Origin of the sequence: Mongoliitalea daihaiensis, from assembly GCF_021596945.1 — a bacterium.
Taxonomy (GTDB): domain Bacteria; phylum Bacteroidota; class Bacteroidia; order Cytophagales; family Cyclobacteriaceae; genus Mongoliitalea; species Mongoliitalea daihaiensis.
On the sequence record NZ_CP063779.1, the window covers coordinates 4,762,155 to 4,784,950 of the forward strand.

Below are 22,796 nucleotides of genomic sequence, written 5' to 3' on the forward strand. Positions count from 1 at the left end.
TATTTGGACTCTGATCTAATTGCGGATAATCATATTAATATTTTTGACAAAGCACTAAACATTAGTTTGTTGCTATTTTTGAGATAATAATTTTAAAAAAACCTGATTTTTAAAATTCCATTCGCCCAACAAGCTGTATTCTTTCGAACTTTATTAAATTCGTGGATACGTTAGCAATTGATCGTTCATGAATATAGAAAAAGAAAGGCTTAGGGAAGACAAGGAACGAATTAAGCATTGGAAAAAATGGGGGCCTTATCTGACAGAAAGACAATGGGGCACTGTAAGAGAAGACTACAGTCCAAATGGGGATGCATGGAATAATGTAACCCATGAAGAAGCACGAAGTAAAGCCTATCGCTGGGGCGAAGAAGGTATAGGAGGGGTATCAGATTACAGACAAAAAATATGCATTGCCTGGGCTTTTTGGAATGGAAAAGATCCTTTCATAAAGGAGCGCCTTTTTGGATTAACAGGACCACAGGGTAATCATGGGGAGGATGTAAAAGAACTTTATTACTATTTGGACTCCACTCCTACCCATAGTTATATGAAGATGCTATACAAGTATCCTCAAGCTGAATTTCCATATAAGCAACTCTATGAGGTCAATGCCAAACGAGGCAAACTGGACCCAGAATTTGAGTTGATGGATACGGGTATTTTTGATAATGATGAGTATTTTGACATTTTCCTAGAATATGCCAAAGAAGATGCGGAAGACATTTCTTTTTTTGCCACAATCCATAACAGAGGTGCAGAAGATGCCCCTTTGGTGGTGATGCCTACTATTTGGTTTCGAAAAACATGGTTTACCGGTCATGAACCTTTTATGCCGAAAATTTCAAAACAAAGCGTTGATGAACTGAAGGCTTTCAGCCCTAAAAGCGGTAACTATTTTTTCACATTTGAAGGGGAGCCCGAGTTTAAGTTTTGTGACAATGAAACCAATCGAATGCGATTGTACAGTATCCCTAATGAAAAAGAATACCTCAAAGACGCGATCAATGACTATGTAATCAAAGGTTACGTACAACATCTCAATCCTAATAATTACGGAACTAAAGCAGCTGCCATCTACCGTTTAAACATTCCAGCAGGAGGAAGTGTGCGCATCAAATTTCGTATGACACATCAAAAACAAGCAGAATGCTTGGAAGATTGTGAACGAATTTTAGCTACCCGAAAACAAGAGGCTGACGATTTTTACAATGAAATCCAGTCGCGGGTGAAATCCGAAGACCATCGATTGATTCAGCGTCAGGCTTTTGCAGGCATGATGTGGGGCAAGCAGTTTTACTACTATAATGTAGAGCGTTGGCTGGAAGGAGACCCCGGTAGATACTCCCCTCCAAAAGAGCGAAAAAAAGGGAGAAATACCTCTTGGAGGCACATGCACAACTATGATATTATTTCCATGCCTGATAAATGGGAATATCCTTGGTATGCTGTCTGGGATTCTGCTTTTCACTGTATCCCAATTTCAAGAATAGATCCTGATTTTGCCAAAAATCAATTGACGCTATTTTTAAACGATTGGTATATACATCCCAATGGTCAGATTCCTGCCTATGAATGGAATTTTTCTGATGTAAACCCTCCCGTGCACGCCTATGCGGTATCCCGTGTATTTCACATCGATAAAAAAATGAAAGGAAAAGGAGATTTTGAGTTTTTGGAACGCTGTTTCCACAAGCTTATGATCAACTTCACTTGGTGGGTCAATCAAAAAGATTCGGATGGGAAAAATATTTTCCAAGGGGGGTTTTTGGGCTTAGATAACATCTCCGTCATTGACCGAAGCCATGCGGATCGTTTTGGCGGAAAACTCGAACAAGCGGATGCTACATCCTGGATGGCCATGTTTAGCTTAAATATGTTGCGAATATCCTTGGATTTATGTGAGTTCAATAAAACTTATCAATATTCGTCCATCAAATTCTTGGAGCATTTTCTTCACATTGCAGGAGCGATGAATAATATTTCAGGAGAAAACATTAGTCTTTGGGATGAAAAAGAACAGTTTTTCTTTGATATTTTTCATTTACCTGGAAAAGAGCCGAAAGTGATGAAGCTTAAATCCATTGTAGGCATCATTCCATTATTTGCTGTAGAATCTATTCGGATAGACCTCTTTGACGACCTCCCAGATTTCAAAAAGCGATTAGAGTTTTTCTTAAAAGAAAAACCCAAACTTGCAGCCTTGGTATCAAGCTGGATACAACCGGGTCATGAGAAAAGAAGACTGTTTGCCCTATTGAGGGGGCATAGAATGAAGAGTATCTTACACAAGATGTTGGATAAGGACGAGTTTTTAAGTGAGTATGGTATTCGATCCATGTCAAAATACCATGAAAAGCACCCTTTCTCCCTAAGAATCAATAAAGAAGTTCAAACAGTCCGATATACTCCTGGAGAATCCGATACATTAATGTTTGGCGGAAATAGCAATTGGCGAGGTCCTATTTGGTTCCCTATTAATCATTTGATCATTGAATCGTTGAGAAAATTTGATCATTACTACGGAGGTGAATTTTCTATAGAATACCCTACAGGTTCGGGCAAATACCTTACAATGGATCTTATTGCAAGGGAGCTATCCTTACGCTGCATCAAAATATTTGAAAAAGATGAACAGGGCTACAGGCCTGTGTTTGGTAAACATAAAAAATTCCAAGAGGATCCACACTTCAGAGACTATGTGCTCTTTTATGAATACTTCCACGGAGATAATGGCGCAGGATTAGGTGCCTCTCATCAAACAGGCTGGACTGGTCTAGTAGCAGAAATGATCCATAAATATTATAAATCAGATAAAAAGAAAGAGGAAGAGGAAAATGCTGAGACCCTTTTTAGACTCTAGGCGAATGGAAGCAGGCTGTGATGAAGTGGGGAGAGGATGCCTCAGTGGTCCCGTAGTGGCTGCTGCTGTTATTCTTCCCCCTGATTACGCCAATGAATTTATCAATGATTCCAAAAAGCTCAGTAAGCGTAATCGAGAAGATTTGATTACTGAAATCAAACAACATGCACTTAGTTGGGCAGTAGCAGAAGCTTCCGTGGAAGAAATTGATGAAATCAACATTTTGAATGCTTCTTTTTTGGCCATGAACCGAGCTGTGGAAGCTCTTCAGATTACACCAGAATTTCTCCTCATAGATGGCAATCGATTTAAAACCAAGCTTGACATTCCCTATGAATGCATCATTAAAGGGGACGCCCAATTCGCTAGCATTGCTGCTGCCTCCATTTTGGCAAAGGTTTATAGGGATAAACTCATGGTTCGGCTTGCCTCGGAGTTTCCTGGCTATGACTGGGAACATAATGCAGGCTATCCTACACCCAAACACAGGGCGGGGATTCAAGCGCTCGGGTTGACCCCTTGGCACCGCAAAACTTTCAAACAGCTCCCTGATCAATTGGAGCTTTTCAAAAACGCATAAGCATATAGCCCTGCGGAACGTACTTGGTTAAAGTAGTGAGCATAGATAGAGCCATCTCTGCTCCATCCCACATATCGGAGGACTGCATATCTCTTGCAAGCAACGATTGACCACAAATATAAAACTCTACTCCTGCATCTTTTAAAGCTTCATATACAGGTAAATTAGGGTTATTTACCCCATAAAGCTTCCTATAAAATTCATCATTCAAGATGCTGTATATGGCACCACCGTGAACAGCTACTTTCACCTGTAATTGAGTAGCCTGTACCCCTCCTATGCCATGTAGATTGATCATTCGAGCAATGTTATCTACCATTCGGTTGATTTGAGCAGGATTTTCGGCTGCTGACACCAAATCAATGATGATATTAAATTTTTGATCCGAGTTGGGCAACTCGGTCGCTTCGGGAATTTCATAAACTTTGCCAAACCCCTTGACAATAGGATCTAATGCCTGACGCTGTGCCACAACAGGATAAGCCAAAAGGAAGCTGAGAAAAAAAAAGACTATCAGATTTTTCATAGCAATTGATTTTTCCAAAAGCTAAAAAAAAACATCAACGTATCAAACCTCTATTACTTCAACAACAAAAACAGGTTCGGAAGTGCCGGCCGCCTCGGGTTGTACAATACCAAAAACCAAAAACTTATTTCCATACCAATGTTTGTACTTGGGGTTAGTAAGTAGGTTCGCAAACGAATCCTCTTTGTATAGCTTATTTACTTGATTGACAGATTTTAACTCACCATTTTGAAGTTTATATACCTTCTCTCCCGGTAGATTTCTTTTATTATCATTCCCTCGAAACAAAAAGTAAACATCGGTCGCCTGATTCCCCAATTGATAACTACCTGAGTAAATTGCATTATTGAAGTAAAGTTTGATGGATTTATCAAAAGATTTATTGCTTTCACCATCCAAAGTCATAAAATGTATAAATTTCTTATTCGTTTTTACAGGCTGCGCTGCTAAGGTGATGTATTCTCCGTCCGTAACAGCCTCAACCAGTTTCATCTCTCGATGAAAATGCTTTCTCTTTTTGTTGGAATTCCGTTGAAAAGCATAAAACCCAGAGAATTCCTTAAAAGGGTATTTTGTGAAACTTTGCTCCAAAAATTCGTTTACTTCGATTTGAAAATACCCGGAAAACCACTCTCCAGGCTTAAAACTATATGTACCAACAATTTTGTGTTCATCATACGGTCCGTAAAGTAACTGAGCGCTGCGGATGTTTAATTTTTTATCTTTTGGAATGTTGATGGGAATTTTAAGTGTACGCAATCCTTCCTTATTATAAGATAGAATTTGAAACTCTTGATAGCGTTTTTTACCTTGAGTAAAAATCAAAAGGTCTACCTGATCATCTACAACCTGTAAATCCCAAACACGGGTATCTTTCCCAAAAAATTCGCTTATTGAATATAGTTCTTGCTTTTTGTAATTAAATATCTCCAAAAAATCCCCTTCCAATAAAGATCCCAACATTACTATACCATCTTGAATGGGTCTAATCGACAGAGGAAATACAAATGTAGAAGATATAGGATAGCTGACTAGTTCACCTGTCTGAAAGTCTATCTTAATAAGTATTTTTTTGTAGCCTGTACCACTCCCGTAGGATATAAAAAGATAGGCAAACTCAGGGTCCTCCTCATAGGTAAACTTATAGATATTAGGTGCTAACTTCTGCTTTTTAGAAAACAGTGTTTGAAGTTGTTCGTCTTTGATGGTGAATTCGAGTTCTCCTTTCAGTTTATTGATTTTGTAGGAAAGTACACGATTATCGGAAGTAATTACTCCGTACTCCAAGCCGTATAAATGTGATTCGAGAGAAATATATTGCGCATTTACCTTAGAGAAGCTTACAGCGATTACAAAAAACACTACTAGTAACTTAACTAATTTCATCATACCGTAACAAACGACCTTGCTTAAAGAATGTTTTAAAAAAAAAGCCCCGAAAAGATCAGAGCTAAGTGCGCACGAGAAGATTCGAACTTCCACACCCAAACGGGCACTACCCCCTCAAAGTAGCGTGTCTACCAGTTTCACCACGTGCGCTTGAAAGGTCTGCAAAAGTAGAAATAGAAGTGTATCTTCGCAAATCTTGAGGTATTAATTTGCGATAAAGTTAGGATTTAATTTCCGTAGACTTTTCCTTCTGCAGCCAATAATGTGTTAAACAGGAGAGAAGCTATCGTCATCGGACCTACACCTCCCGGAACGGGCGTGATGGCAGATGCCTTTTGAGATACTTCATCAAACTTCACATCCCCTATCAATCTAAATCCTGATTTCTTACTTGAATCATCTACTCGGTGAATTCCAACATCGATCACTACTGCTCCTTCCTTCACCATATCAGCGGTGACAAACTCAGGTTTACCTAAAGCCACAATCAAAATATCAGCCGTTTTGGCTATTTCAGGCAGATTCTTTGTTCTACTATGTGTTAAAGTTACTGTACAGTTGCCAGGGTATTCATTTCGTGCCATCAAAATACTCATTGGAGAACCAACAATATGACTTCTTCCAATAACCACACAATGTTTACCAGAGGTTTCTATTTGATACCGCTTCAATAACTCCACAATCCCATAGGGAGTAGCTGCTACATATGCAGGCCATCCCAAAGTCATTCTTCCCACATTGGCAGGTGTAAAACCATCTACATCCTTTTCCGGCTTGATTTTATTAGTGACCTTTTCTACAGAGATATGCTTTGGCAAAGGCAGCTGGACGATCAACCCATCAATCGCAGGATTTTGGTTGATATCTTCTACGACTGTCAAAAGCTCCTCTTCTGAAATAGTTTCTTCCAAACGAACTAATGTAGAATCAAAACCAACTTGATCGCAAGCTTTTACTTTAGCACCTACATAGGTCTGACTCGCCCCATCATTTCCTACCAACACCGCTGCTAAATGCGGTTTTTTTCCGCCCGCATCCACAATTTCCTTTACCCGAGTCGCAATTTCTGATTTGATTTCTTCCGAGGTTTTTTTTCCGTCGATGATGGTAATCATAGTGATTAGTTGATTGAGTGGTTAGTGATTGAGTGATTAGTTGATTGGTTGATTGAGTGGTTAGTTGATTGAGTGGTTAGTGATTGAGTGATTAGTGATTAGTTGTCAAGAATCACGGTTTCATTGTTGAGAGTCATTAAATGCTCTAAATTTTTATTTGAATTGATTTTTTTGGGCTGTTTCTAAACTTTTAACAAATATAGCTATTTACTCATTTGACTCTTTGAATAAGAAGTTAAGCGTTTGGTTATCACATGCTAACTTAGACTTACGAATGATTTTTATACAAATTAAAGACTCCCTTAATTCTTTTAGAATTACTCTAAACTTATGAATAAAATCTTTTCTAGACTCACTGCTTTGAGCTTCACCATAATTCAGAGCGGGAGAAGTACCCGATCTTAACAATTGTCCTCCTAAATGCCCTCCTGCTTTGGATTTTGGCAAGGAATCTGACAAATGTATGATAGACACAGCATAATCAATCAGTCTTTCTTCAAGATTAAATTCTTTCGACATTATTTTTATAGTCGAAAACGTTCATTTAAAGGTGGATTTAAACTTCATTATTCAATATTTGACGTTCATCATTCGACATTTTAACTCCGAATGATGAACGCTGAATTTAGAATTTTGATATCCAAACCCATCTAAAACAGATCAATCTAATCTAGCTTCAACACAGCCATAAATGCCTCTTGAGGTACTTCTACGTTACCAACTTGACGCATACGTTTCTTTCCTTTCTTCTGTTTTTCCAAGAGTTTACGCTTTCGGGAAATATCTCCTCCATAACACTTGGCCAAAACGTTTTTCCTCAAGGCCTTCACTGTCTCTCTAGCAATGATTTTTGTACCAATGGCAGCTTGAATTGCAATTTCAAACATCTGTCTCGGCACCAACTCCTTCAATTTTTCGCAGAGTCTTTTTCCCCATTCATAGGCTTTGTCTCTATGCACAATGGCAGAAAGGGCATCTACAATCTCTCCATTCAACATGACGTCCAAACGCACCATGTGAGAAGCTTGAGGAGCAATTAATTCATAATCCAAGGAAGCATATCCTCTGGAAATGGTCTTCAACTTATCAAAGAAATCAAATACGATTTCAGCTAATGGCATATCAAATGATAGTTCCACACGTTCTGAAGTCAAATATACTTGATTTTTGATTTGACCTCTTTTCTCCATACACAACTGAATCACAGGTCCTACATATTCAGAGGCTGTAATAATGGTTGCTTTTACAAATGGCTCTTCGATGTGTTTAAACAAATTAGGATCTGGCATATCCGAAGGAGCATTGATAAACCTGAATTCACCATTATTCATCAACGCTTTGAATTGAACGGAAGGAACAGTGGTAATTACAGTCATATCAAATTCCCGTTCTAACCGCTCTTGTATAATCTCCATATGCAACATTCCCAAGAAACCGCAACGGAAACCAAAGCCTAATGCAGCTGAAGTTTCTGGTTCCCATACTAAAGAAGCATCATTTAATTGGAGCTTTTCCATAGAAGCCCTTAATTCTTCAAACTCTGTAGTATCTACCGGGTAAATCCCAGCAAATACCATTGGTTTTACATTTTCAAAGCCTCTAATCGCTGTTTGGCAAGGGTTTTTTACGTGGGTAATGGTATCCCCCACTTTCACTTCTTTGGCAACTTTAATCCCTGAAATCAAGTAACCTACATTTCCTGCCGCGAGTGTTTGCTGAGGAATTTGATTAATTCCCAAGATACCTATTTCATCGGCGTCATATTCCTTCCCGGTATTTACAAATTTGATTTTATCACCTTTGTTGATGGTACCGTTGAAAATACGGAAAATAACTTCTACCCCTCTAAAAGGATTATACACCGAATCAAAAATCATTGCTTGCAAAGGTGCATCAATGTGACCTTTGGGTGCAGGTACACGTTCTACTACGGCATTTAAAATATCTTCAATACCTAAACCCTCTTTCCCAGATGCTAATATAATATCTTCCCGATCACAGCCAATCAAGTCAATCACCTCATCCGCCACTACCTCAGGATCAGCGCCAGGAAGGTCAATTTTATTCAAAACAGGAATGATCTCGAGGTCTTGCCCAATTGCTAGATACAAATTGGAAATCGTCTGTGCTTCAATCCCTTGTGAAGCATCTACAATCAATAAGGCACCTTCACAGGCAGCTATGGACCGAGAAACCTCGTAAGAAAAGTCCACATGCCCTGGAGTATCAATCAGGTTGAGGGTATATTCCTCACCTTTATAAGTATACTTCATCTGTATAGCGTGGGATTTAATGGTAATACCCCGCTCTCGCTCCAGATCCATGTTGTCCAACAACTGATCTTGCATCTCTCTGTCGCTTACAGTATTCGTGAATTGAAGTAAGCGATCCGCCAACGTACTCTTCCCATGATCAATATGGGCGATAATACAGAAATTTCTAATTTTTTGCATAGTCATATCAGAACGCAAAAATAGATAAAAATGTGGCAATTTTGGGAATTAAAACTATAGCAAACAGAATTTTATTTTCTTTGCAGATTATTACGAATCATTCATGAAAAGTATAGCAGACAAGAAGCGGCAGCAAAATATAGCTGAATACATCATTTACATGTATCAAATGGAAGATTTGCTCCGTGCTTATGACTTTGTCTTAGAGGATATTGAGCAATATGTAGTAAGCCATTATCCCATTAAACCTGCTGAGAAAGTCGAAACTTTGCAGTGGTTTGAATCTTTAGCCAAGGATATGCATGTGCAAAAAGTAAGCAAAAAAGGGCATCTGAAAGAAATACAAATGATCGTGGATACTTTAGCCGCACTTCACTGGGATTTGCTAAAGACGGATGGGAATTATTTCAAACTCTACCAACAAGCCAAACCTCATATTCTTCAATTCATGATGGAAGATGGTGCTTCTGACATTCAACATGAAGTACAGTTGTTTTTAAATGCCATCTACGGCCGCTTACTAGCCCGCTTGCATGGCCGAGAGATTCCTGCAGCTGTCTTGGAGGCGACGGAGGTTTTTGGAAATGTTTTGAGTTATTTGAATGCGGGGTACATGAATCAAGAATGATTACTATGCATCCAAAAACTCATATACACTCCGATAACATCCCTTTTCCTCCATATAATCTAAAAACTCCCTATAAAATTCATGAGAACCCAGGGTGGCTGAATCTCCAACAACCACTAACTTCCTCTTTGCTCTGGTAAGTGCCACATTCATGCGACGCACATCGGACAAAAAACCGATTTCCCCCTTGCTATTGGAACGAACCAAACTAATAAAAATGATGTCCCGCTCTTGTCCTTGAAATCCATCGATGGAGTCGATGGTCAGCAACTCGGAAAAAGAACGTAAATTAGGAAAAGCATAAGAACCAAATATCAATTCATTAAACTTTCGAACTTGTGCCCGATACGGCGCAATCAAGCCTATTGTCCAAGCATTGGTTTTGATCTTAGCAATACCCACTCTTTTCAATAAACTTTCCAAGTGTTGCAGTACAAATGTTGCTTCCTCTGGATTATAGGTACTCAAAGACTCTTGTTCCTGCTGCTCTTGAAATCCTGCTCCTGCAGTATCAATGAATTCCATCACTGGTTCATCTTCACTCAAATAATGTGTCAGTGTATGAGGAGCCGCTTTCAAGCCTGAATGATAGAAATACTGACTAGAAAAGCCCATGATCGTTTCTGGCATACGGTATTGTTCCTGTAGCATTTGGGATACATAGGGCTGCCTTTTGATCACTTTTTCAAACAAAGTTTCACTTAATCCAGCTTTAGCTGCCTCATAGGATTTGATGGTAGGAGGAAGCTGGCAGTGGTCCCCGGCCATCACGACTTTTTTAGCCTTTAAAATTGGAATCCATGTTGCAGGCTCTAATCCTTGACCAGCCTCATCGATAAATACCACAGGAAATTCCACACCTTTCAAGGCATGTGCACTGGCACCAACCAAGGTAGTAGCAAAAACTTGTGTTTTTTGAAATACATCATAGGTAATGTAATCTTCCAATTGCTCAGCTTCTGACTTCAAACGACCCGCTTCATCCAATAAACGTTTACGTTGAGCACGTTCCTCAGGCCCAAAACTTCGCTTATACTTAAAGGCCAACTTACGGTACTCATCAGCCGCTTTTCTTGCTTTTTTCAAATCCCGAAAGCTCTCGTGCATGGCGAGCTTTGCGTCTAATGTTTGACTCAAAATAGCATCATCAACTCTCGCTGGATGTCCCAAACGAAGCGTGTGAATATTTTCTTCAAGAAGCTTTTCAACCACCAAATCAACGGCCGCATTGCTTGGAGCACAGACTAACACTTGGGGATACTGCTTTAACGAATGAACAATTGCCTGTACCAAGGTTGTCGTTTTACCTGTTCCTGGAGGGCCATGAATGATTGCAATATCTTTAGTTTGTGTCACTAAGGAGACTGCATTGTTTTGAGAAGGATTCAAAAGAGAAGTGGACGGTAAGATTTTGGTATCCAGTGCAGCTTCCGATTCTCCCAATAAAATATTTTTAAGCTCTCCAATCCGTCCTTTGTCAGCTTTGATGACGGATTTCATAGCAAATTCCATCTCTCGATAGGATGCCTCATCAAACAGGAGGTCAATTCCCATCTTCCCTTTATGCATCCATTCAGGCACCTCGTCTACTTGGATCGTGATGATCATCACATCCTTTTTGACTTGATTGATGACTCCACTGACCCGTTGATGATGAAATCCTTCTAAAGTAGAAAAAATAGAAACAGATTTTCCTGATTGGAAGACATGAGCATAACCAATATCTAAGCGCTCTAGGTCTACAATTACACGTTCTCCATGCCCTATTTTCATTTTTTTCAGCAATACAGGATACCAACAAACTCCCTCTTCTTTTTTATCTGCGATGGAGGTATACATAAATTTCTTCTTGTATTGAGCAAGATCCTCCTCCCATTCGATTTTTAAAAGTCTTAAAGTATTTTTTAATTGGTCCTGAATTTTCGACATGGAATTGTAAATTTGTTTGCGAATTTACATGTTAATCACCCTTCAGTGTATTCTGTTTAAAAAAAAATACAATTGAACTACCTAGCTCACGCCTATTTATCATTTGGAGAGCCAAAAATCTTGATTGGAAATCTCATAGGAGATTCCGTCAGGGGCAATATTGAGCGAACCTACGAACGGGAAATTGTAATTGGAGTGAAACTTCATCGAGCAATTGACAAGTTTACAGACAATCATCCCTTAGTCAAAGAAGCGCAAGAAATCCTCAAACCTGTGTATGGAAAATACTCATCAGTGATCACCGATATGTACTTTGATTACTTTTTAGGAAAGTATTGGAATAATTATCATAAGATGCCTTTGGATGAATTTGCGCATCAGGTCTATGATACCATTGATATTTTTATAGATATCATCCCCTATCGATTTCTGAAAATGTATGGCTTTATGCGCTACCACAATATGTTGGTAGGTTATGGCAACTTAGATGGCATCCGTAGGGCGATGCAAGCGATGGCCAAAAAGACAAAATTTAATTCAAATATGGAAACTGCGCATATCTTCTTAGATGAAAACCATGAGTACTTTAGGGTGCATTTTGGAGAATTTTTTGAAGACTTAGTTGCTCATTCCAAAACAACTCTGTTAGAGTTAAAAAACACATGATTACCTGTAAACCAAAAACAAATACATACGTTGCACTTGGCTCAGTTTTAGGCTTGTTAATCATTGGATTGATTGCTACACTTGCCCATTTCGCCAACGTGGGCACCTTTGGCTTATGGTTTTATTTAATCAGTACATCTTTACTGACGATCGTTATCTTATTGCTTATGGTAAAAATGATGGCTGGATATAAATTTATCAGTGCAGGTAAAGAAAAGATCACCCTTCGATTTCCACTTCGAAAAGCAACCAAAATCTACAATCTCGATCAGGTCAGTGTTTGGGAAGAGGAAAAGGTAGTCGCCAATAAAAAAGAGTTTAAGCAGCTTACAATTGTATTTGATGATCAAACTTCGTTTTCTATTAGCAATCACGAGCACGATAATTATCAAGACATGATTGGCTATTTCCAAAAGAAAATAGCTAGAAAAAACATTTCAAACATGGTCAAAACTGGAAGGCCAAAGAAGAAGTAAGAGCAAAATTAGATTGCTTGGGATCTACGCCACGATAGAAAAAAGTCCCACTGTTTGCCCAAAACTGTCTTCCTTCTACCCTCCAAACTATTTTTTCTGAAAGTGGGAAATCTACATTTACAGAATAGCCAGATAGTTTGAAAGGGTCTTCTAATATCACTGCCCTTGAATCAGAATAATATTCTGAACGAATGGCCGCTGTATACTTCTCAAAGATGGATGTTTTGAAGGAGGCAGTTACTCCCCACCAATGTGCATTGGGAGCCATTGCCAATTGTTGGAATCCATAATCAAAGCCAACCGTATAACCCCATGTTGATAGTTCGTGCTGAATATAGAAATTATTGAAAAAACGCATTTCACGGAGAAATGAAACACTTTCATTCCCCAAATAATTCGCATAGTTAATGATCATTCCTTTGACAGGCGAGTGATTAATCCCAAGGCCAAGACCTATCCCTTGTTGATTTTCTATTCGCTGTACATTCTGCCACCCATTGCTTGCCCAAAAAGTAAAAGACGTATGCTCTTTCCATTGATATGTCAAACGAGCACCTGTCAAAAAGTAAGGTGAGTTTTCCGCCATCAAACTCCTACTCAAATGCCAGCCCACTGTACCTATCCAACTTTCAAAACCTATATGAGATGGCATAATCCCCACATCAATCCAAAGCCCTTCTGAGATTTGTACTCCAATAGATGCCTCATTGACTAATTGGGCCCAAGCTGGCTCTTCTGCTAAATTCTGCTGAGCATAGGTTCCTGCCATCAAAGCGAATGAACTCCTGAACTTTTCTTGGGTGTAAGAAGCTTTTATCAAGGCTAAATTGACGCTAAACTCATTATGCCTATTGAAATTATATAAGAACTCAGGTCGTTGATGATTAGTAGGCTTATTAAAGTCATAGCTGTAGTATGTCTCTAGATATCCGGACAATTCCCAACCGGAAAAATCTTTGACCTGAGCCAATAATGGCCCATTTAAAAGTAGGCAACATATTATCAACCGAAATTTCATGTAGCTAATGTGAAGGGGGAAAAATAAAGCCAGCTTTCGCTGGCTTTATTTTATTTTCTTGTTCTAAAATGCTTATCGTATAGCTCTACGCTTTCTTGAATAATTTTAAAGGCCTCTTCTTTTCCTAAGAAGTCTTCCACTTTTACTTCCTTATTTTCAAGTTTCTTGTAATCTTCAAAAAACCTATGGACTTCCTTCATTAAGTGAGGAGGCAATTCATCAATATCATTGATATAGTTTACAGACTGATCACCAGCAGCTACAGCGATGATTTTATCATCTGCTTCACCACCATCGACCATTCTCATAACACCGATAACTTTAGCTTTTACCAAAGTCATGGATGGAATATCAATTTGAGAGATAATTAAGATATCCAATGGATCATGATCTTCACAATATGTTTGTGGAATAAAACCATAGTTAGCAGGATAATGGACAGCCGAAAAAAGAACCCTATCCAAGAGTAACATGCCTGTCTTTTTATCCAATTCGTACTTTCCCTTGCTTCCCTTGGGGATTTCAATAACTCCTGTCACATACTCTGGAGCTTCTTTTCCTAATTGCACATCGTGCCATGGATTGATCATAGTTAAAAACTTTTGATTAAAACAATATTTGATTTCAAAATTACAGTCAAAAAGTCTTTAAAAAAATGAATTCTATCTTTAATTTATCAACAGCGATCATTGAATCCTTAATCTTTGGTCTGCTCCATACTCGGAAGTCTTACAATAACCTTAGTCCCCACTTGCGCTTCAGAGACAAGCTTGATCTCTCCTCCCATCTGTGTCACAGACTCCTTGACCATATAAAGCCCTAATCCAGAACCCGCATTTTTTTTGGAAGCCCGTTGAAATAAATTAAAAATCCCCGGCTGTAAGTCTCTCTCTATGCCGCTTCCGTTATCTTCAACCGAAATAATTGCGCATTCATCAATGACTTGAATTTCTATTTTTATCCATGGATTATCTTTCAACTCTTTGTGAAAGTTATAGGCATTGGAAAAAAGATTATTCAAAATAACACGAACCTTAGCGTCATCAGAGAAAAATTCTCTCTGTTGCTCAATAACACTCAAAATATTAAATCCGGTCAAATCCCACTTTTCACGATAAGCACTGACTTGTTGCTCTACTATTGTTTTAAAATCAATGTTTGTTATTTGATTTTCCATTTTTGTAGAGCGATAAAAATCAAGCATTTTGTAAATAAAATCATCAAGCTTGGTGGTTGCTGAATCAATCATCTCAAAATATTCTAAGATAATAGGCTCATCAACCTCCATTTGCGCAAGTTTAGATACTCCTGAAATGCTCATCAAAGGACCTCTCAATTCATGAGATAAAGAATATACAAACTGATTCATTTCTATTTGTATTTTTTCTAACCTCTCAGTTTTCTCCTTTAATTCTTGGCGGGTTCTATAAATTTCGGCTGCATTGACGATGGCATTTTTAATTTGATCCAAATTCCAAGGCTTATCTATAAACCTGTAAACCTCCCCTTTATTTATAGCATCAATGACCGAAACAATATCTGAATAGCCCGTCAATAAAATGCGAATGGGATCAGGATTAATTTTTGTTAGTTGCTCAAAAAATTCTACTCCGGTAAGTCCTGGCATCCGCTGATCTGCTACCACAACTTGGAATTCCTGCGAAGTCACAAGTTCTAGACCCTCAGCTGCATCTAGCGCTGTAGTGATATCAAAGAACTTCCTTAAACTTGCTCGAAAAGAGGTTAAATTATTAGCCTCATCATCTATATATAAAACTCTAATTGTTTCCGTCATGTGCTAGGGTATTTTGAAGGATTGGAAGCCTTATTTTGAATATTGTCCCCTGGGTAAGGACAGAATTTACTTCCAAAAACCCCTTATGATTCTCGATAATGGTGTAAACAATTGATAAACCTAAACCCGTACCTTTTCCTACTCCTTTGGTAGTAAAAAAAGGTTCGAAAATACGCTGTTTGATTGATTCTGGAATACCAGGACCATTATCTTCTATTTCAATTTCTACAAAGTTATTTAGATTTTTGGTTCTGATGGTAATTTTTGGAGACTCTTTTTGTTGTTCATTCTCCAACAACGCCTGAATAGCATTGGTCAGAATATTCATAAATACCTGATTGATCTTACCTGCAAGGCATTCCACCAAAGGTATGGTATCATAGGATTTTATAACGCTGATTTTACCATTCATACTACTGCTGAGCAAAATCAATGTACTGTCTAGCCCATCATGCAAATTGACTTTTTTAACATCTTGCTCATCTACCCGAGAAAATAGCTTTAATCCTTTTACAATTTCAACCGTACGTTTGGCACCATCTTCCATCCCATGCAACAACTGATCAATTTCTTCTACTAAATAATCAAGTTCCAATTCTTCCTCTAGGGATTTCAACTCTTTCAATGTAGCTTGATTAAACTCATGTAGACCCTTTTCTTTATAGGCCCTCAAGATTTCTAAAATATCGCCTATATCCCTTTTAAGAGGAGAGACATTGGAACTCACAAAGTTGATTGGATTATTAATTTCATGGGCAATGCCTGCCGTCAACTGACCTAATGAAGCCATTTTCTCCTGCTCTACCAACTGGGTTTGTGTACTCTGAAGGTTATGCAAAGTATCTTCCAGCTCAATGGTACGCTGCTTTACCTTTTCCTCCAAAAATTCATTCTGTCTTGTGATAAGCGTCTCATTTCTTTTCATAAAGGCAAGTTTTTCTTGCTGTTCAGACTCTTTCTCTTTTTTAAGAATATTGATTTTATCTGCTAAGGCAAATGAAATCAAGACAACCTCCAAGCCCGAACCAAATGGCATGATGTAGGCAGAAAACTTTGTAAATGGAATAATTCCCATTTCTGAGAAGACAAAAATAAATATACCAACCATGAATACTGACCAAGCTATCAGATACAAGCGTGCAGGACCATAGCCTTTTTTCAAGATTCTAAAAGCAACTAAAAACACATACATAACCACTATTGACTGTGTCACCAGTAACACTTGATAACTTAAGGTAATGGATATGAAAAATGCATTAGCCAAAATAAACGCATATACAAAATAGATAAAGTAAAACCCTTTATTCAACGTAGGAACAAAATGTCGAGCATTCAAGAACACTTTTAAAAACCAGATCCCTACAATGCTGACAAGGGATGAGAAAATCACAATGGATCGTTGATTCATCCAAACCCAATTAGGCCATAGCAGTTCCTGTGTATATCCCAAAATCGACGATTGGGCAAACCAAACAGCTAAAAGATGCAGGACATAAACCAAATAAGTGATATCCCTGACCGAAGAATAGAGGAAGACATTGTAAAAAAATAGACCGACAATAACCCCCGTAAATATCCCGAATAAAACATTTTCAAAGTTCAACCGCTGATAGACCCCTAAAGTACTTGCGATGAAGGCTGATACTATCTTTTTGTCACTGCTCTGTACGCGTAGATAAATATATGCAACTGCTTCATCTGCAGGAGGCCGCAAAGAAAAAATCAGTTTATTGGATGGCAAAATCCTTGTAGAAAAATCAATAATTCTACCAGTCAATTGATTATCCACTACTTGATCATTCACTACTAGAAAATAATCTACCACATCCAACGAACTATTATTCAAAACCAAAAATTTATTTTCTGTGGTACTCCGCAAGTTTTCTACTTTAAATCGGAGCCAAACCGCAGCATTGCTAATTCCAAAGTTGGGATTTTCGGATTCAATTCGTTCAAATCCTTCCACTCGAATGACATCTTCAATGGTCAGACTTCTTTCTTTATCTATTAGATACTCATATTTTTTTACATTTTGCAAAGTCTCTCCAGCTTCCCATTGAAAGACCGGAGTCCCGAACATGCTCATCAGGATAAAAATAAAACCTATTATCATTTCCAATGCGGGTTAGCTATCCTTAAATCAAATTCAATTTCAACATCTCCTTTAGGTGTCTTTTCTAAAGTAATGCAATGTAAAGATTCCCTCAGCCTAAAAATAAAATCCCTTTCCGTTTTTTCAGCCTTGGACAGAAGGGATGGATCTTTTAAAACAATGGCAGTAGCTACCAGATCGAGTTTCGGATAAAAAAAAGCTCCTTGGTTGCCTATAGTGGTTTCTATTTCAAATCCTTTTTGAAGAGAAGGTGGCAGAGTGTATTCAGAAACTAAGGCAAGTAAAGAATGTAATCCTAATTGGGTAGCAATAGCAATCCCAGTACGAATAAGATACACTGCTCCAATTGAATAGCCCGAAATACTCTTAGAATTCCAAAGACCGGCTACTTCAGCCGTTCCGGTAAATGCATATGATCTCACCAAATCAAACACCTGCTCATCCACCTGTGATATTGCTGTTTCCATAGGCAAAGGATAATCATGATGAGCAATATGCAAGCGTAGACCTGAAACAATTTCTCCAGTTTCTTGCAATTCAACAACCACTACATACACATATGGGTTGTACATCCAGTCGTCTTTAGCAGATGTCACTTTTGTTACACCGTATTGTCGTAAAACATGGAGGTGGCCCTCAGCAAATTCAATGCATGCCGCAGGTTCATCAATCGCTCGAAAAGCCCTAAACCTAAACATGCTTAGCAATTCTAAGGGTTTCTTTGACAGGTCTTCGGTAAGATTTCACTACATCACCATTCGTGATATTTAATCTAAACATAAATAATGCCTCTCCGTCTTTCAATTCCAATAGCTCTTTGAAACTTTTATAACTGGATTCAATCAGACTGCCCTCAAATTCAGAAAAATCTGACTGTCCACCTTTGAAATATCTATGGAACATAAATAAAGAAGCAGTAACTGGTTGAAAACTGACCCCCAGCTTGTTTGCAATTACCCACAGTCGCTGAATAATTGCACCACCAGACAAATAGGTCTTGGGGTTGAAATCTTTTGCAGTCAATACCATAATAGTTGAGGCTGACTTAAAAGTATCATCGGAAATTTTAGTAAAACCTTGTCCTAATTTGAATTTTCTTATCACGTCCATAGCCTGCTTATTACTGATTATTTTCAACAAAGCCCTTTCAGCTGCGCCGAAATCAAAAGTAGCTATATCTATCCCATCTTTGGTCGCGAGAGCCTCCTCGGGTGTCCATCGAATCTCTTCAACAAAATCTTTATATCCTTGCTTATTAAGCATGCGAACCCAATCCATACAGCCATTAATTTCTGCAAGTGCATCAATACTTGTTGAATGATCAAATACTTTTAATTGAAATTCTGTACCAGACACTACCGCTTTTATTTGATCAAGTTGTAACTCTGTAAGTGGTACTCTTGAGTGGTTGAGACGATCCGTAATTCTTTGAGGTACAAAAGAGTATAAAGAATCTTTCGACAATTGGATACTAGGATCCCCTTTCGATATGAAATAGATAGAAGCAATTTCTTTCGCTCCAAACTCTTCTACATGTTCACAAATTTCAATCTTTATGCCATGATGGGCAGACCAAATCCGAATATTTTCAAGAGCTGCTCCAAAAGCCATCAAAGAACCGGTTCCTTTGAAGTCAAGCAAGGATTCACTTCTCACCTGGTCATGCAATAAATGAAGCACACCGCGTTCGTCAAAAAACCAAGACCATGGCTGAATATTCCCTCCTGAAGGTGCCAGATTAGCAAATTCAACCATTTCTTCCAACTCCTGATTTGATAAGCGATAGGAGGAGCTGAGATGATTAGTAAGTTTAATGGTACTTTCGACTTGCTGATTGATGCTTTTTTTAGTTTGATGCTTTGCGTCAGAGGTATCTCCAAGGCCAAGTAGCTCATCAAAATCTACATAATATCTACCGGAAGCTAATGGTTGTCCCAACAGCAACTTTCTACTAGCATGTGCTCCCAAAGCTCCTCCCAGAAAAACGGAAGTTGCCAACTGTGGCCATGAAGTAATACTCTGATTTACTTCGAGTAAAGATGCCTTCATCCGGGTAGAAAGCGTTTCCAAACCTGTAATCTTAAGTACTACTGGGATTTTTTCTTTCATCGGAAGATTTTTCAAACTCCTAGAATCTAATCCTTCCACCATTCCATGAAAGATTTCCCGAGTAGGATCGCAATCAAAGCGCTCAACATCCAACATACCTCGATCGGATGTATCCATTAATACTGGAATACGATAATTGCGGGCACTTTCTCTCATCATCAACTTCATATCCAAACTATCGCATTCATCAATCAAAAGATCCAAGGCTCCTCCTTTAAGTAAAAAATCATCCATATTTTTTTCCGTAAGTCCCTCTTCGTAAACAGTAACTTTAAGGTATGGGTCGATTTCTGCAATTTCTCTTTTAACTATACAGGTTTTCTTTTCACCTAAATAATGTACCCCTGAACGAAGCCTATTCAAGTTACTCAACTCCAAACTATCAAAATCAGCGATCCTCAACTCTCCAAAACTACGTTCCAAAGCTAATGCAATAGCAACACTCTGACCTACGGACAGCCCAACTACACCAATTTTCTTTTGAGAGAGCTCAGCTTGCTCTTCTGCTGTAATTTTATATTTGTTACGAACGGTCCTAACTTCAGCAAAATCCTCTTCGGGTAATATGTGAACCAATATATTTCTCCAAGGATAATAAACCCAACTACCGTAAAAATCCCCACCCCTTTCAGTCAAGAACTCCCTCGCTAATTCATCCATTTCCAAGGGTTTAATTTGTTTGGTGGGATTTTTAAGCTTTATTAAGTCTTTGATTTGGGATAAAATAGGATCATGAATCCGTACCAATGAATTGTTTTTTAACAGTGAAAAATATGTTAAATCATCTTTTTCCTGTAATTTTAGAACTATATGGCACGTATTTTCTATTTTAGTTGAATATTCCTTTACTAGCATGGTATAATTTTCGATGGGTGAGGCGAATAGTAAATTTACATGAAGTGATGTAAATTTATTTGTTAACAATTAAAATAATTTATCGGTTTTACTAAAATGAATTAAAATACAGTTTTAACTAGCTGATTTTGATTAAAATCACAAAAAAGATTTCGTTAACTGTTAAAAATCTTTATGACTGCTCCTGAAAAAATATCGATTCTTTATGTAGATGATGAGATGCACAATCTTCAGGCTTTCAAGGCTACATTTAGAAGGGATTTTAAAATCCATTTGGCTAACTCCGCTGATGAAGGAAGGTCTGTTTTGAAGAACGAATCCATAGATATCATCATCACCGATCAACGCATGCCCAATGAAGTAGGGGTTGAATTTTTAGCTTCCGTCATCCCTTCACATCCCGACCCCATTAGGATTTTACTCACAGGATATACAGATATCCAAGCTGTAATCGATGCTATCAACAAAGGACAAGTCTACCATTACCTAACCAAACCTTGGGATGAAGATTATATGAGAACTGTCATCAAAAATGCATTTGAGGTATATTCCCTTCGAAAAGAAAATAAAAAACTCACCGAAGATTTGCTTCGTGCCAATGAGCAGTTAGAATTTTTACTGCGCCAAAACCTATTATCTTAAAAGCGAGCAGCCAACAAGAGTTGTAGTTCCTTATGCGTCATACCGAATTTTCTGGCTAAATGAGCATTTGTCAAGCTTCCACGGTAGGTGTATACACCTTTCATAAACCATTTGTAATTAAATACCATTTCCTCTGCACCTCCCAAATCTGCCATTTGAAGAATAATCGGTGTAAAAATATTACTCAGTGAAAATGACGCTGTACGAGCAACTCTTGAAGCTATATTCGGTACACAATAGTGAATTACATCGTGTTTGACATAGACAGGATTATCATGAGATGTCATTGAAGCCGTTTCTACGCAGCCCCCTTGATCGATGCTGACGTCAATAATTATGCTACCTGGATTCATCCCTGCCACCATTTCCTCCGTAATGACAATCATATTTCTACCCTTTTCTGCACGAAGAGCTCCAATGACTACATCAGCACTCTTTAACTCCTCAGCTAGGGTATAGTTATCAATAGTAGAAGTATAGATTTGTTGCCCTAGCAATTGCTTGATTCTTCTGAGCTTGTATAGATGGTTATCAAATACTTTTATATTAGCTCCCAATCCCAAGCCCGTTCTAGCCGCATATTCTGCTACTGTACCAGCACCAATAATCACTACCTTGGTGGGTGGCACTCCGGTAATGCCTCCAAGCAAAAGTCCCTTTCCTGCACTTACAGAACTCAAATACTCTGCTGCTATAAGCATTACTGTAGAACCAGCAATCTCACTCATGGCGCGCACTACTGGCATTCCTCCAACCTTATCTTCTAAATTTTCAAAAGCGACTGCGGTTATTTTTTTTGCATTTAGTGCATGGATGAAAGAAGCCTCCTGCTTTCCTAGCTGTAACGCAGAAATCAAACATGACCCCACGCGCATGTAGTCTATTTCCTCCTCGGAAGGAGGCTCTACTTTAAGGACAACCTCTGCATCAAAAACTTCTTTGGGAGAATAGACAACTTTAGCGCCTGCATCAGAATAATCCTTGTCAGTGAATTTAGAATCATTGCCAGCACCCGATTCCACGAGTACTTGTTGACCATTATTGATCAGTAAGGCAACTGCATCTGGTGTTAAAACTACTCGTTTTTCTTGTGCAGATCTTTCGAGCGGAATACCGATAACCAATGAATTATTTCGAGTTTTAACCTTTGCTTTGGCTTCCTGTGTAAATACAGCTGTATCTGATATCTCAACCATGTTTTTGTCCCTTGATGACTCGGTTTAAGTGGATTTCCCGTTTCCCTGCACTATCCACTGACAGCTCGATCAACACAAAATCCTCTGGCAAATAATGTGGAATTTTCTCTGCCCATTCTAACCAACAATAATTTCCGCTGTAAAAATACTCATCTATACCGATATCCAATACTTCTTCCTCCTCATTAATCCTATAAAAATCAAAATGATAAAAAACCGCACCCTCCTCATTGCCATACTCATTGACTAAACCAAAGGTAGGACTTGACACATTATCAAGCACTCCAAAGAGCCTTGCAATTGCTTTAATCAACGTTGTTTTACCAGCTCCCATAGGCCCTTTAAACACCCAAACAGGCATGTCTTCCGCGTACAGTTTTACCTGTCGAGCGACCTCTTCTAGTGCTGACAACTCGTAAGTATCAATGCGATTCAATTCCAAA

20 protein-coding genes and 1 tRNA gene are annotated in these 22,796 nt (G+C 38.4%); 6 read left to right on the forward strand and 15 right to left on the reverse strand.

What is annotated here, in order from left to right; all coding sequences use genetic code 11:
- The first annotated feature begins 187 nt into the window (after positions 1–187).
- Both IPZ59_RS20000 and IPZ59_RS20005 read left to right on the forward strand, forming a co-directional pair.
- Complete coding sequence (locus tag IPZ59_RS20000; protein ID WP_236137799.1) at positions 188–2,863, forward strand: MGH1-like glycoside hydrolase domain-containing protein; 2,676 nt, start codon at positions 188–190, stop codon at positions 2,861–2,863.
- On the forward strand, positions 2,838–3,443 hold the full coding sequence (locus tag IPZ59_RS20005; RefSeq protein ID WP_236137800.1) for a ribonuclease HII: 606 nt from the start codon (positions 2,838–2,840) through the stop codon (positions 3,441–3,443). The genes IPZ59_RS20000 and IPZ59_RS20005 overlap by 26 nt, the downstream gene beginning before the upstream one ends.
- On the opposite strand, the gene IPZ59_RS20010 is transcribed toward IPZ59_RS20005, so the two are convergent.
- The 6 genes from IPZ59_RS20010 to lepA form a co-directional block, all read right to left on the reverse strand.
- Positions 3,430–3,969 (reverse strand): DsrE family protein, encoded by a 540-nt coding sequence (locus IPZ59_RS20010; RefSeq protein ID WP_236137801.1) that lies wholly within the window; start codon positions 3,967–3,969, stop codon positions 3,430–3,432. The two genes, IPZ59_RS20005 and IPZ59_RS20010, sit on opposite strands and share 14 nt — an antisense overlap.
- Before the next feature lie 42 nt (positions 3,970–4,011).
- Positions 4,012–5,358 carry a hypothetical protein gene (locus tag IPZ59_RS20015; protein WP_236137802.1) on the reverse strand — a complete coding sequence of 449 codons (1,347 nt, stop codon included), beginning with the start codon at positions 5,356–5,358 and terminating at the stop codon, positions 4,012–4,014.
- A gap of 66 nt (positions 5,359–5,424) precedes the next feature.
- Positions 5,425–5,508, reverse strand: a tRNA-Leu gene (locus IPZ59_RS20020).
- 77 nt (positions 5,509–5,585) lie between these two features.
- On the reverse strand, positions 5,586–6,473 hold the full coding sequence (locus tag IPZ59_RS20025; protein WP_236137803.1) for a bifunctional 5,10-methylenetetrahydrofolate dehydrogenase/5,10-methenyltetrahydrofolate cyclohydrolase: 888 nt from the start codon (positions 6,471–6,473) through the stop codon (positions 5,586–5,588).
- Between the two features lie 207 nt (positions 6,474–6,680).
- Positions 6,681–6,992 carry a four helix bundle protein gene (locus IPZ59_RS20030; RefSeq protein WP_236137804.1) on the reverse strand — a complete coding sequence of 104 codons (312 nt, stop codon included), beginning with the start codon at positions 6,990–6,992 and terminating at the stop codon, positions 6,681–6,683.
- Between the two features lie 146 nt (positions 6,993–7,138).
- Complete coding sequence (lepA, locus tag IPZ59_RS20035; RefSeq protein ID WP_236137805.1) at positions 7,139–8,932, reverse strand: translation elongation factor 4; 1,794 nt, start codon at positions 8,930–8,932, stop codon at positions 7,139–7,141.
- Positions 8,933–9,029: 97 nt separating this feature from the next.
- Between lepA and IPZ59_RS20040 the strand changes: the two genes are divergently transcribed.
- A complete protein-coding gene (locus IPZ59_RS20040) occupies positions 9,030–9,554 on the forward strand; it encodes a DUF4924 family protein (RefSeq protein WP_236137806.1) in 525 nt (174 codons plus the stop codon).
- 3 nt (positions 9,555–9,557) lie between these two features.
- Here the strand turns inward: IPZ59_RS20040 and IPZ59_RS20045 are convergent, their stop codons facing one another.
- Positions 9,558–11,483, reverse strand: a complete 1,926-nt coding sequence (locus IPZ59_RS20045) for an AAA domain-containing protein (RefSeq protein WP_236137807.1) — start codon at positions 11,481–11,483, stop codon at positions 9,558–9,560.
- A 72-nt stretch (positions 11,484–11,555) separates the two neighbouring features.
- On the opposite strand from IPZ59_RS20045, the gene IPZ59_RS20050 reads away from it, so the two are divergent.
- Entirely contained in the window at positions 11,556–12,149 is a 594-nt protein-coding gene (locus IPZ59_RS20050) for an acyl carrier protein phosphodiesterase (protein WP_236137808.1), read from the forward strand.
- Complete coding sequence (locus IPZ59_RS20055; RefSeq protein ID WP_236137809.1) at positions 12,146–12,625, forward strand: hypothetical protein; 480 nt, start codon at positions 12,146–12,148, stop codon at positions 12,623–12,625. Before IPZ59_RS20050 ends, IPZ59_RS20055 begins: the two co-directional genes overlap by 4 nt.
- Here IPZ59_RS20055 and IPZ59_RS20060 read toward each other — a convergent pair.
- The 6 genes from IPZ59_RS20060 to IPZ59_RS20085 all read right to left on the reverse strand — a co-directional run bounded on the left by IPZ59_RS20060 (position 12,597) and on the right by IPZ59_RS20085 (position 20,515).
- Positions 12,597–13,643: an outer membrane beta-barrel protein gene (locus tag IPZ59_RS20060; RefSeq protein WP_236137810.1), complete on the reverse strand. Its 1,047-nt coding sequence runs from the start codon at positions 13,641–13,643 to the stop codon at positions 12,597–12,599. The genes IPZ59_RS20055 and IPZ59_RS20060 overlap by 29 nt on opposite strands.
- 50 nt (positions 13,644–13,693) lie before the next feature.
- On the reverse strand, positions 13,694–14,233 hold the full coding sequence (locus IPZ59_RS20065) for an inorganic diphosphatase (RefSeq protein WP_236137811.1): 540 nt from the start codon (positions 14,231–14,233) through the stop codon (positions 13,694–13,696).
- A gap of 107 nt (positions 14,234–14,340) precedes the next feature.
- Positions 14,341–15,438 carry a hybrid sensor histidine kinase/response regulator gene (locus IPZ59_RS20070; protein WP_236137812.1) on the reverse strand — a complete coding sequence of 366 codons (1,098 nt, stop codon included), beginning with the start codon at positions 15,436–15,438 and terminating at the stop codon, positions 14,341–14,343.
- Positions 15,422–17,551: a sensor histidine kinase gene (locus IPZ59_RS20075; protein WP_236137813.1), complete on the reverse strand. Its 2,130-nt coding sequence runs from the start codon at positions 17,549–17,551 to the stop codon at positions 15,422–15,424. Before IPZ59_RS20075 ends, IPZ59_RS20070 begins: the two co-directional genes overlap by 17 nt.
- Positions 17,548–18,249, reverse strand: a complete 702-nt coding sequence (locus IPZ59_RS20080; protein ID WP_236137814.1) for a hypothetical protein — start codon at positions 18,247–18,249, stop codon at positions 17,548–17,550. Before IPZ59_RS20080 ends, IPZ59_RS20075 begins: the two co-directional genes overlap by 4 nt.
- Positions 18,242–20,515: an Rv1355c family protein gene (locus tag IPZ59_RS20085; protein ID WP_236137815.1), complete on the reverse strand. Its 2,274-nt coding sequence runs from the start codon at positions 20,513–20,515 to the stop codon at positions 18,242–18,244. Before IPZ59_RS20085 ends, IPZ59_RS20080 begins: the two co-directional genes overlap by 8 nt.
- A gap of 174 nt (positions 20,516–20,689) precedes the next feature.
- Here IPZ59_RS20085 and IPZ59_RS20090 point away from each other — a divergent pair, with 174 nt between their 5' ends.
- Positions 20,690–21,157 (forward strand): response regulator, encoded by a 468-nt coding sequence (locus IPZ59_RS20090; RefSeq protein ID WP_236137816.1) that lies wholly within the window; start codon positions 20,690–20,692, stop codon positions 21,155–21,157.
- Here the strand turns inward: IPZ59_RS20090 and IPZ59_RS20095 are convergent.
- Complete coding sequence (locus tag IPZ59_RS20095; protein WP_236137817.1) at positions 21,154–22,353, reverse strand: alanine dehydrogenase; 1,200 nt, start codon at positions 22,351–22,353, stop codon at positions 21,154–21,156. The genes IPZ59_RS20090 and IPZ59_RS20095 overlap by 4 nt on opposite strands.
- Complete coding sequence (gene tsaE, locus IPZ59_RS20100) at positions 22,346–22,789, reverse strand: tRNA (adenosine(37)-N6)-threonylcarbamoyltransferase complex ATPase subunit type 1 TsaE (protein WP_317208027.1); 444 nt, start codon at positions 22,787–22,789, stop codon at positions 22,346–22,348. The genes IPZ59_RS20095 and tsaE overlap by 8 nt, the downstream gene beginning before the upstream one ends.
- Positions 22,790–22,796 lie beyond the last annotated feature (7 nt).

What these genes read in the sequence shown, in the direction of transcription:
- IPZ59_RS20090 (WP_236137816.1), top strand. Translation starts at nt 20,690, where the DNA reads ATGACTGCTCCTGAAAAAATATCGATTCTTTATGTAGATGATGAGATG.
- IPZ59_RS20065 (WP_236137811.1), bottom strand. Translation starts at nt 14,233, where the DNA reads ATGATCAATCCATGGCACGATGTGCAATTAGGAAAAGAAGCTCCAGAG.
- IPZ59_RS20030 (WP_236137804.1), bottom strand. Translation starts at nt 6,992, where the DNA reads ATGTCGAAAGAATTTAATCTTGAAGAAAGACTGATTGATTATGCTGTG.
- IPZ59_RS20095 (WP_236137817.1), bottom strand. Translation starts at nt 22,353, where the DNA reads ATGGTTGAGATATCAGATACAGCTGTATTTACACAGGAAGCCAAAGCA.
- lepA (WP_236137805.1), bottom strand. Translation starts at nt 8,932, where the DNA reads ATGACTATGCAAAAAATTAGAAATTTCTGTATTATCGCCCATATTGAT.
- IPZ59_RS20045 (WP_236137807.1), bottom strand. Translation starts at nt 11,483, where the DNA reads ATGTCGAAAATTCAGGACCAATTAAAAAATACTTTAAGACTTTTAAAA.
- IPZ59_RS20060 (WP_236137810.1), bottom strand. Translation starts at nt 13,643, where the DNA reads ATGAAATTTCGGTTGATAATATGTTGCCTACTTTTAAATGGGCCATTA.
- IPZ59_RS20070 (WP_236137812.1), bottom strand. Translation starts at nt 15,438, where the DNA reads ATGACGGAAACAATTAGAGTTTTATATATAGATGATGAGGCTAATAAT.
- IPZ59_RS20075 (WP_236137813.1), bottom strand. Translation starts at nt 17,551, where the DNA reads ATGATAATAGGTTTTATTTTTATCCTGATGAGCATGTTCGGGACTCCG.
- IPZ59_RS20015 (WP_236137802.1), bottom strand. Translation starts at nt 5,358, where the DNA reads ATGATGAAATTAGTTAAGTTACTAGTAGTGTTTTTTGTAATCGCTGTA.
- IPZ59_RS20025 (WP_236137803.1), bottom strand. Translation starts at nt 6,473, where the DNA reads ATGATTACCATCATCGACGGAAAAAAAACCTCGGAAGAAATCAAATCA.
- IPZ59_RS20080 (WP_236137814.1), bottom strand. Translation starts at nt 18,249, where the DNA reads ATGTTTAGGTTTAGGGCTTTTCGAGCGATTGATGAACCTGCGGCATGC.
- IPZ59_RS20040 (WP_236137806.1), top strand. Translation starts at nt 9,030, where the DNA reads ATGAAAAGTATAGCAGACAAGAAGCGGCAGCAAAATATAGCTGAATAC.
- IPZ59_RS20055 (WP_236137809.1), top strand. Translation starts at nt 12,146, where the DNA reads ATGATTACCTGTAAACCAAAAACAAATACATACGTTGCACTTGGCTCA.
- IPZ59_RS20010 (WP_236137801.1), bottom strand. Translation starts at nt 3,969, where the DNA reads ATGAAAAATCTGATAGTCTTTTTTTTTCTCAGCTTCCTTTTGGCTTAT.
- IPZ59_RS20000 (WP_236137799.1), top strand. Translation starts at nt 188, where the DNA reads ATGAATATAGAAAAAGAAAGGCTTAGGGAAGACAAGGAACGAATTAAG.
- IPZ59_RS20005 (WP_236137800.1), top strand. Translation starts at nt 2,838, where the DNA reads ATGCTGAGACCCTTTTTAGACTCTAGGCGAATGGAAGCAGGCTGTGAT.
- IPZ59_RS20085 (WP_236137815.1), bottom strand. Translation starts at nt 20,515, where the DNA reads ATGCTAGTAAAGGAATATTCAACTAAAATAGAAAATACGTGCCATATA.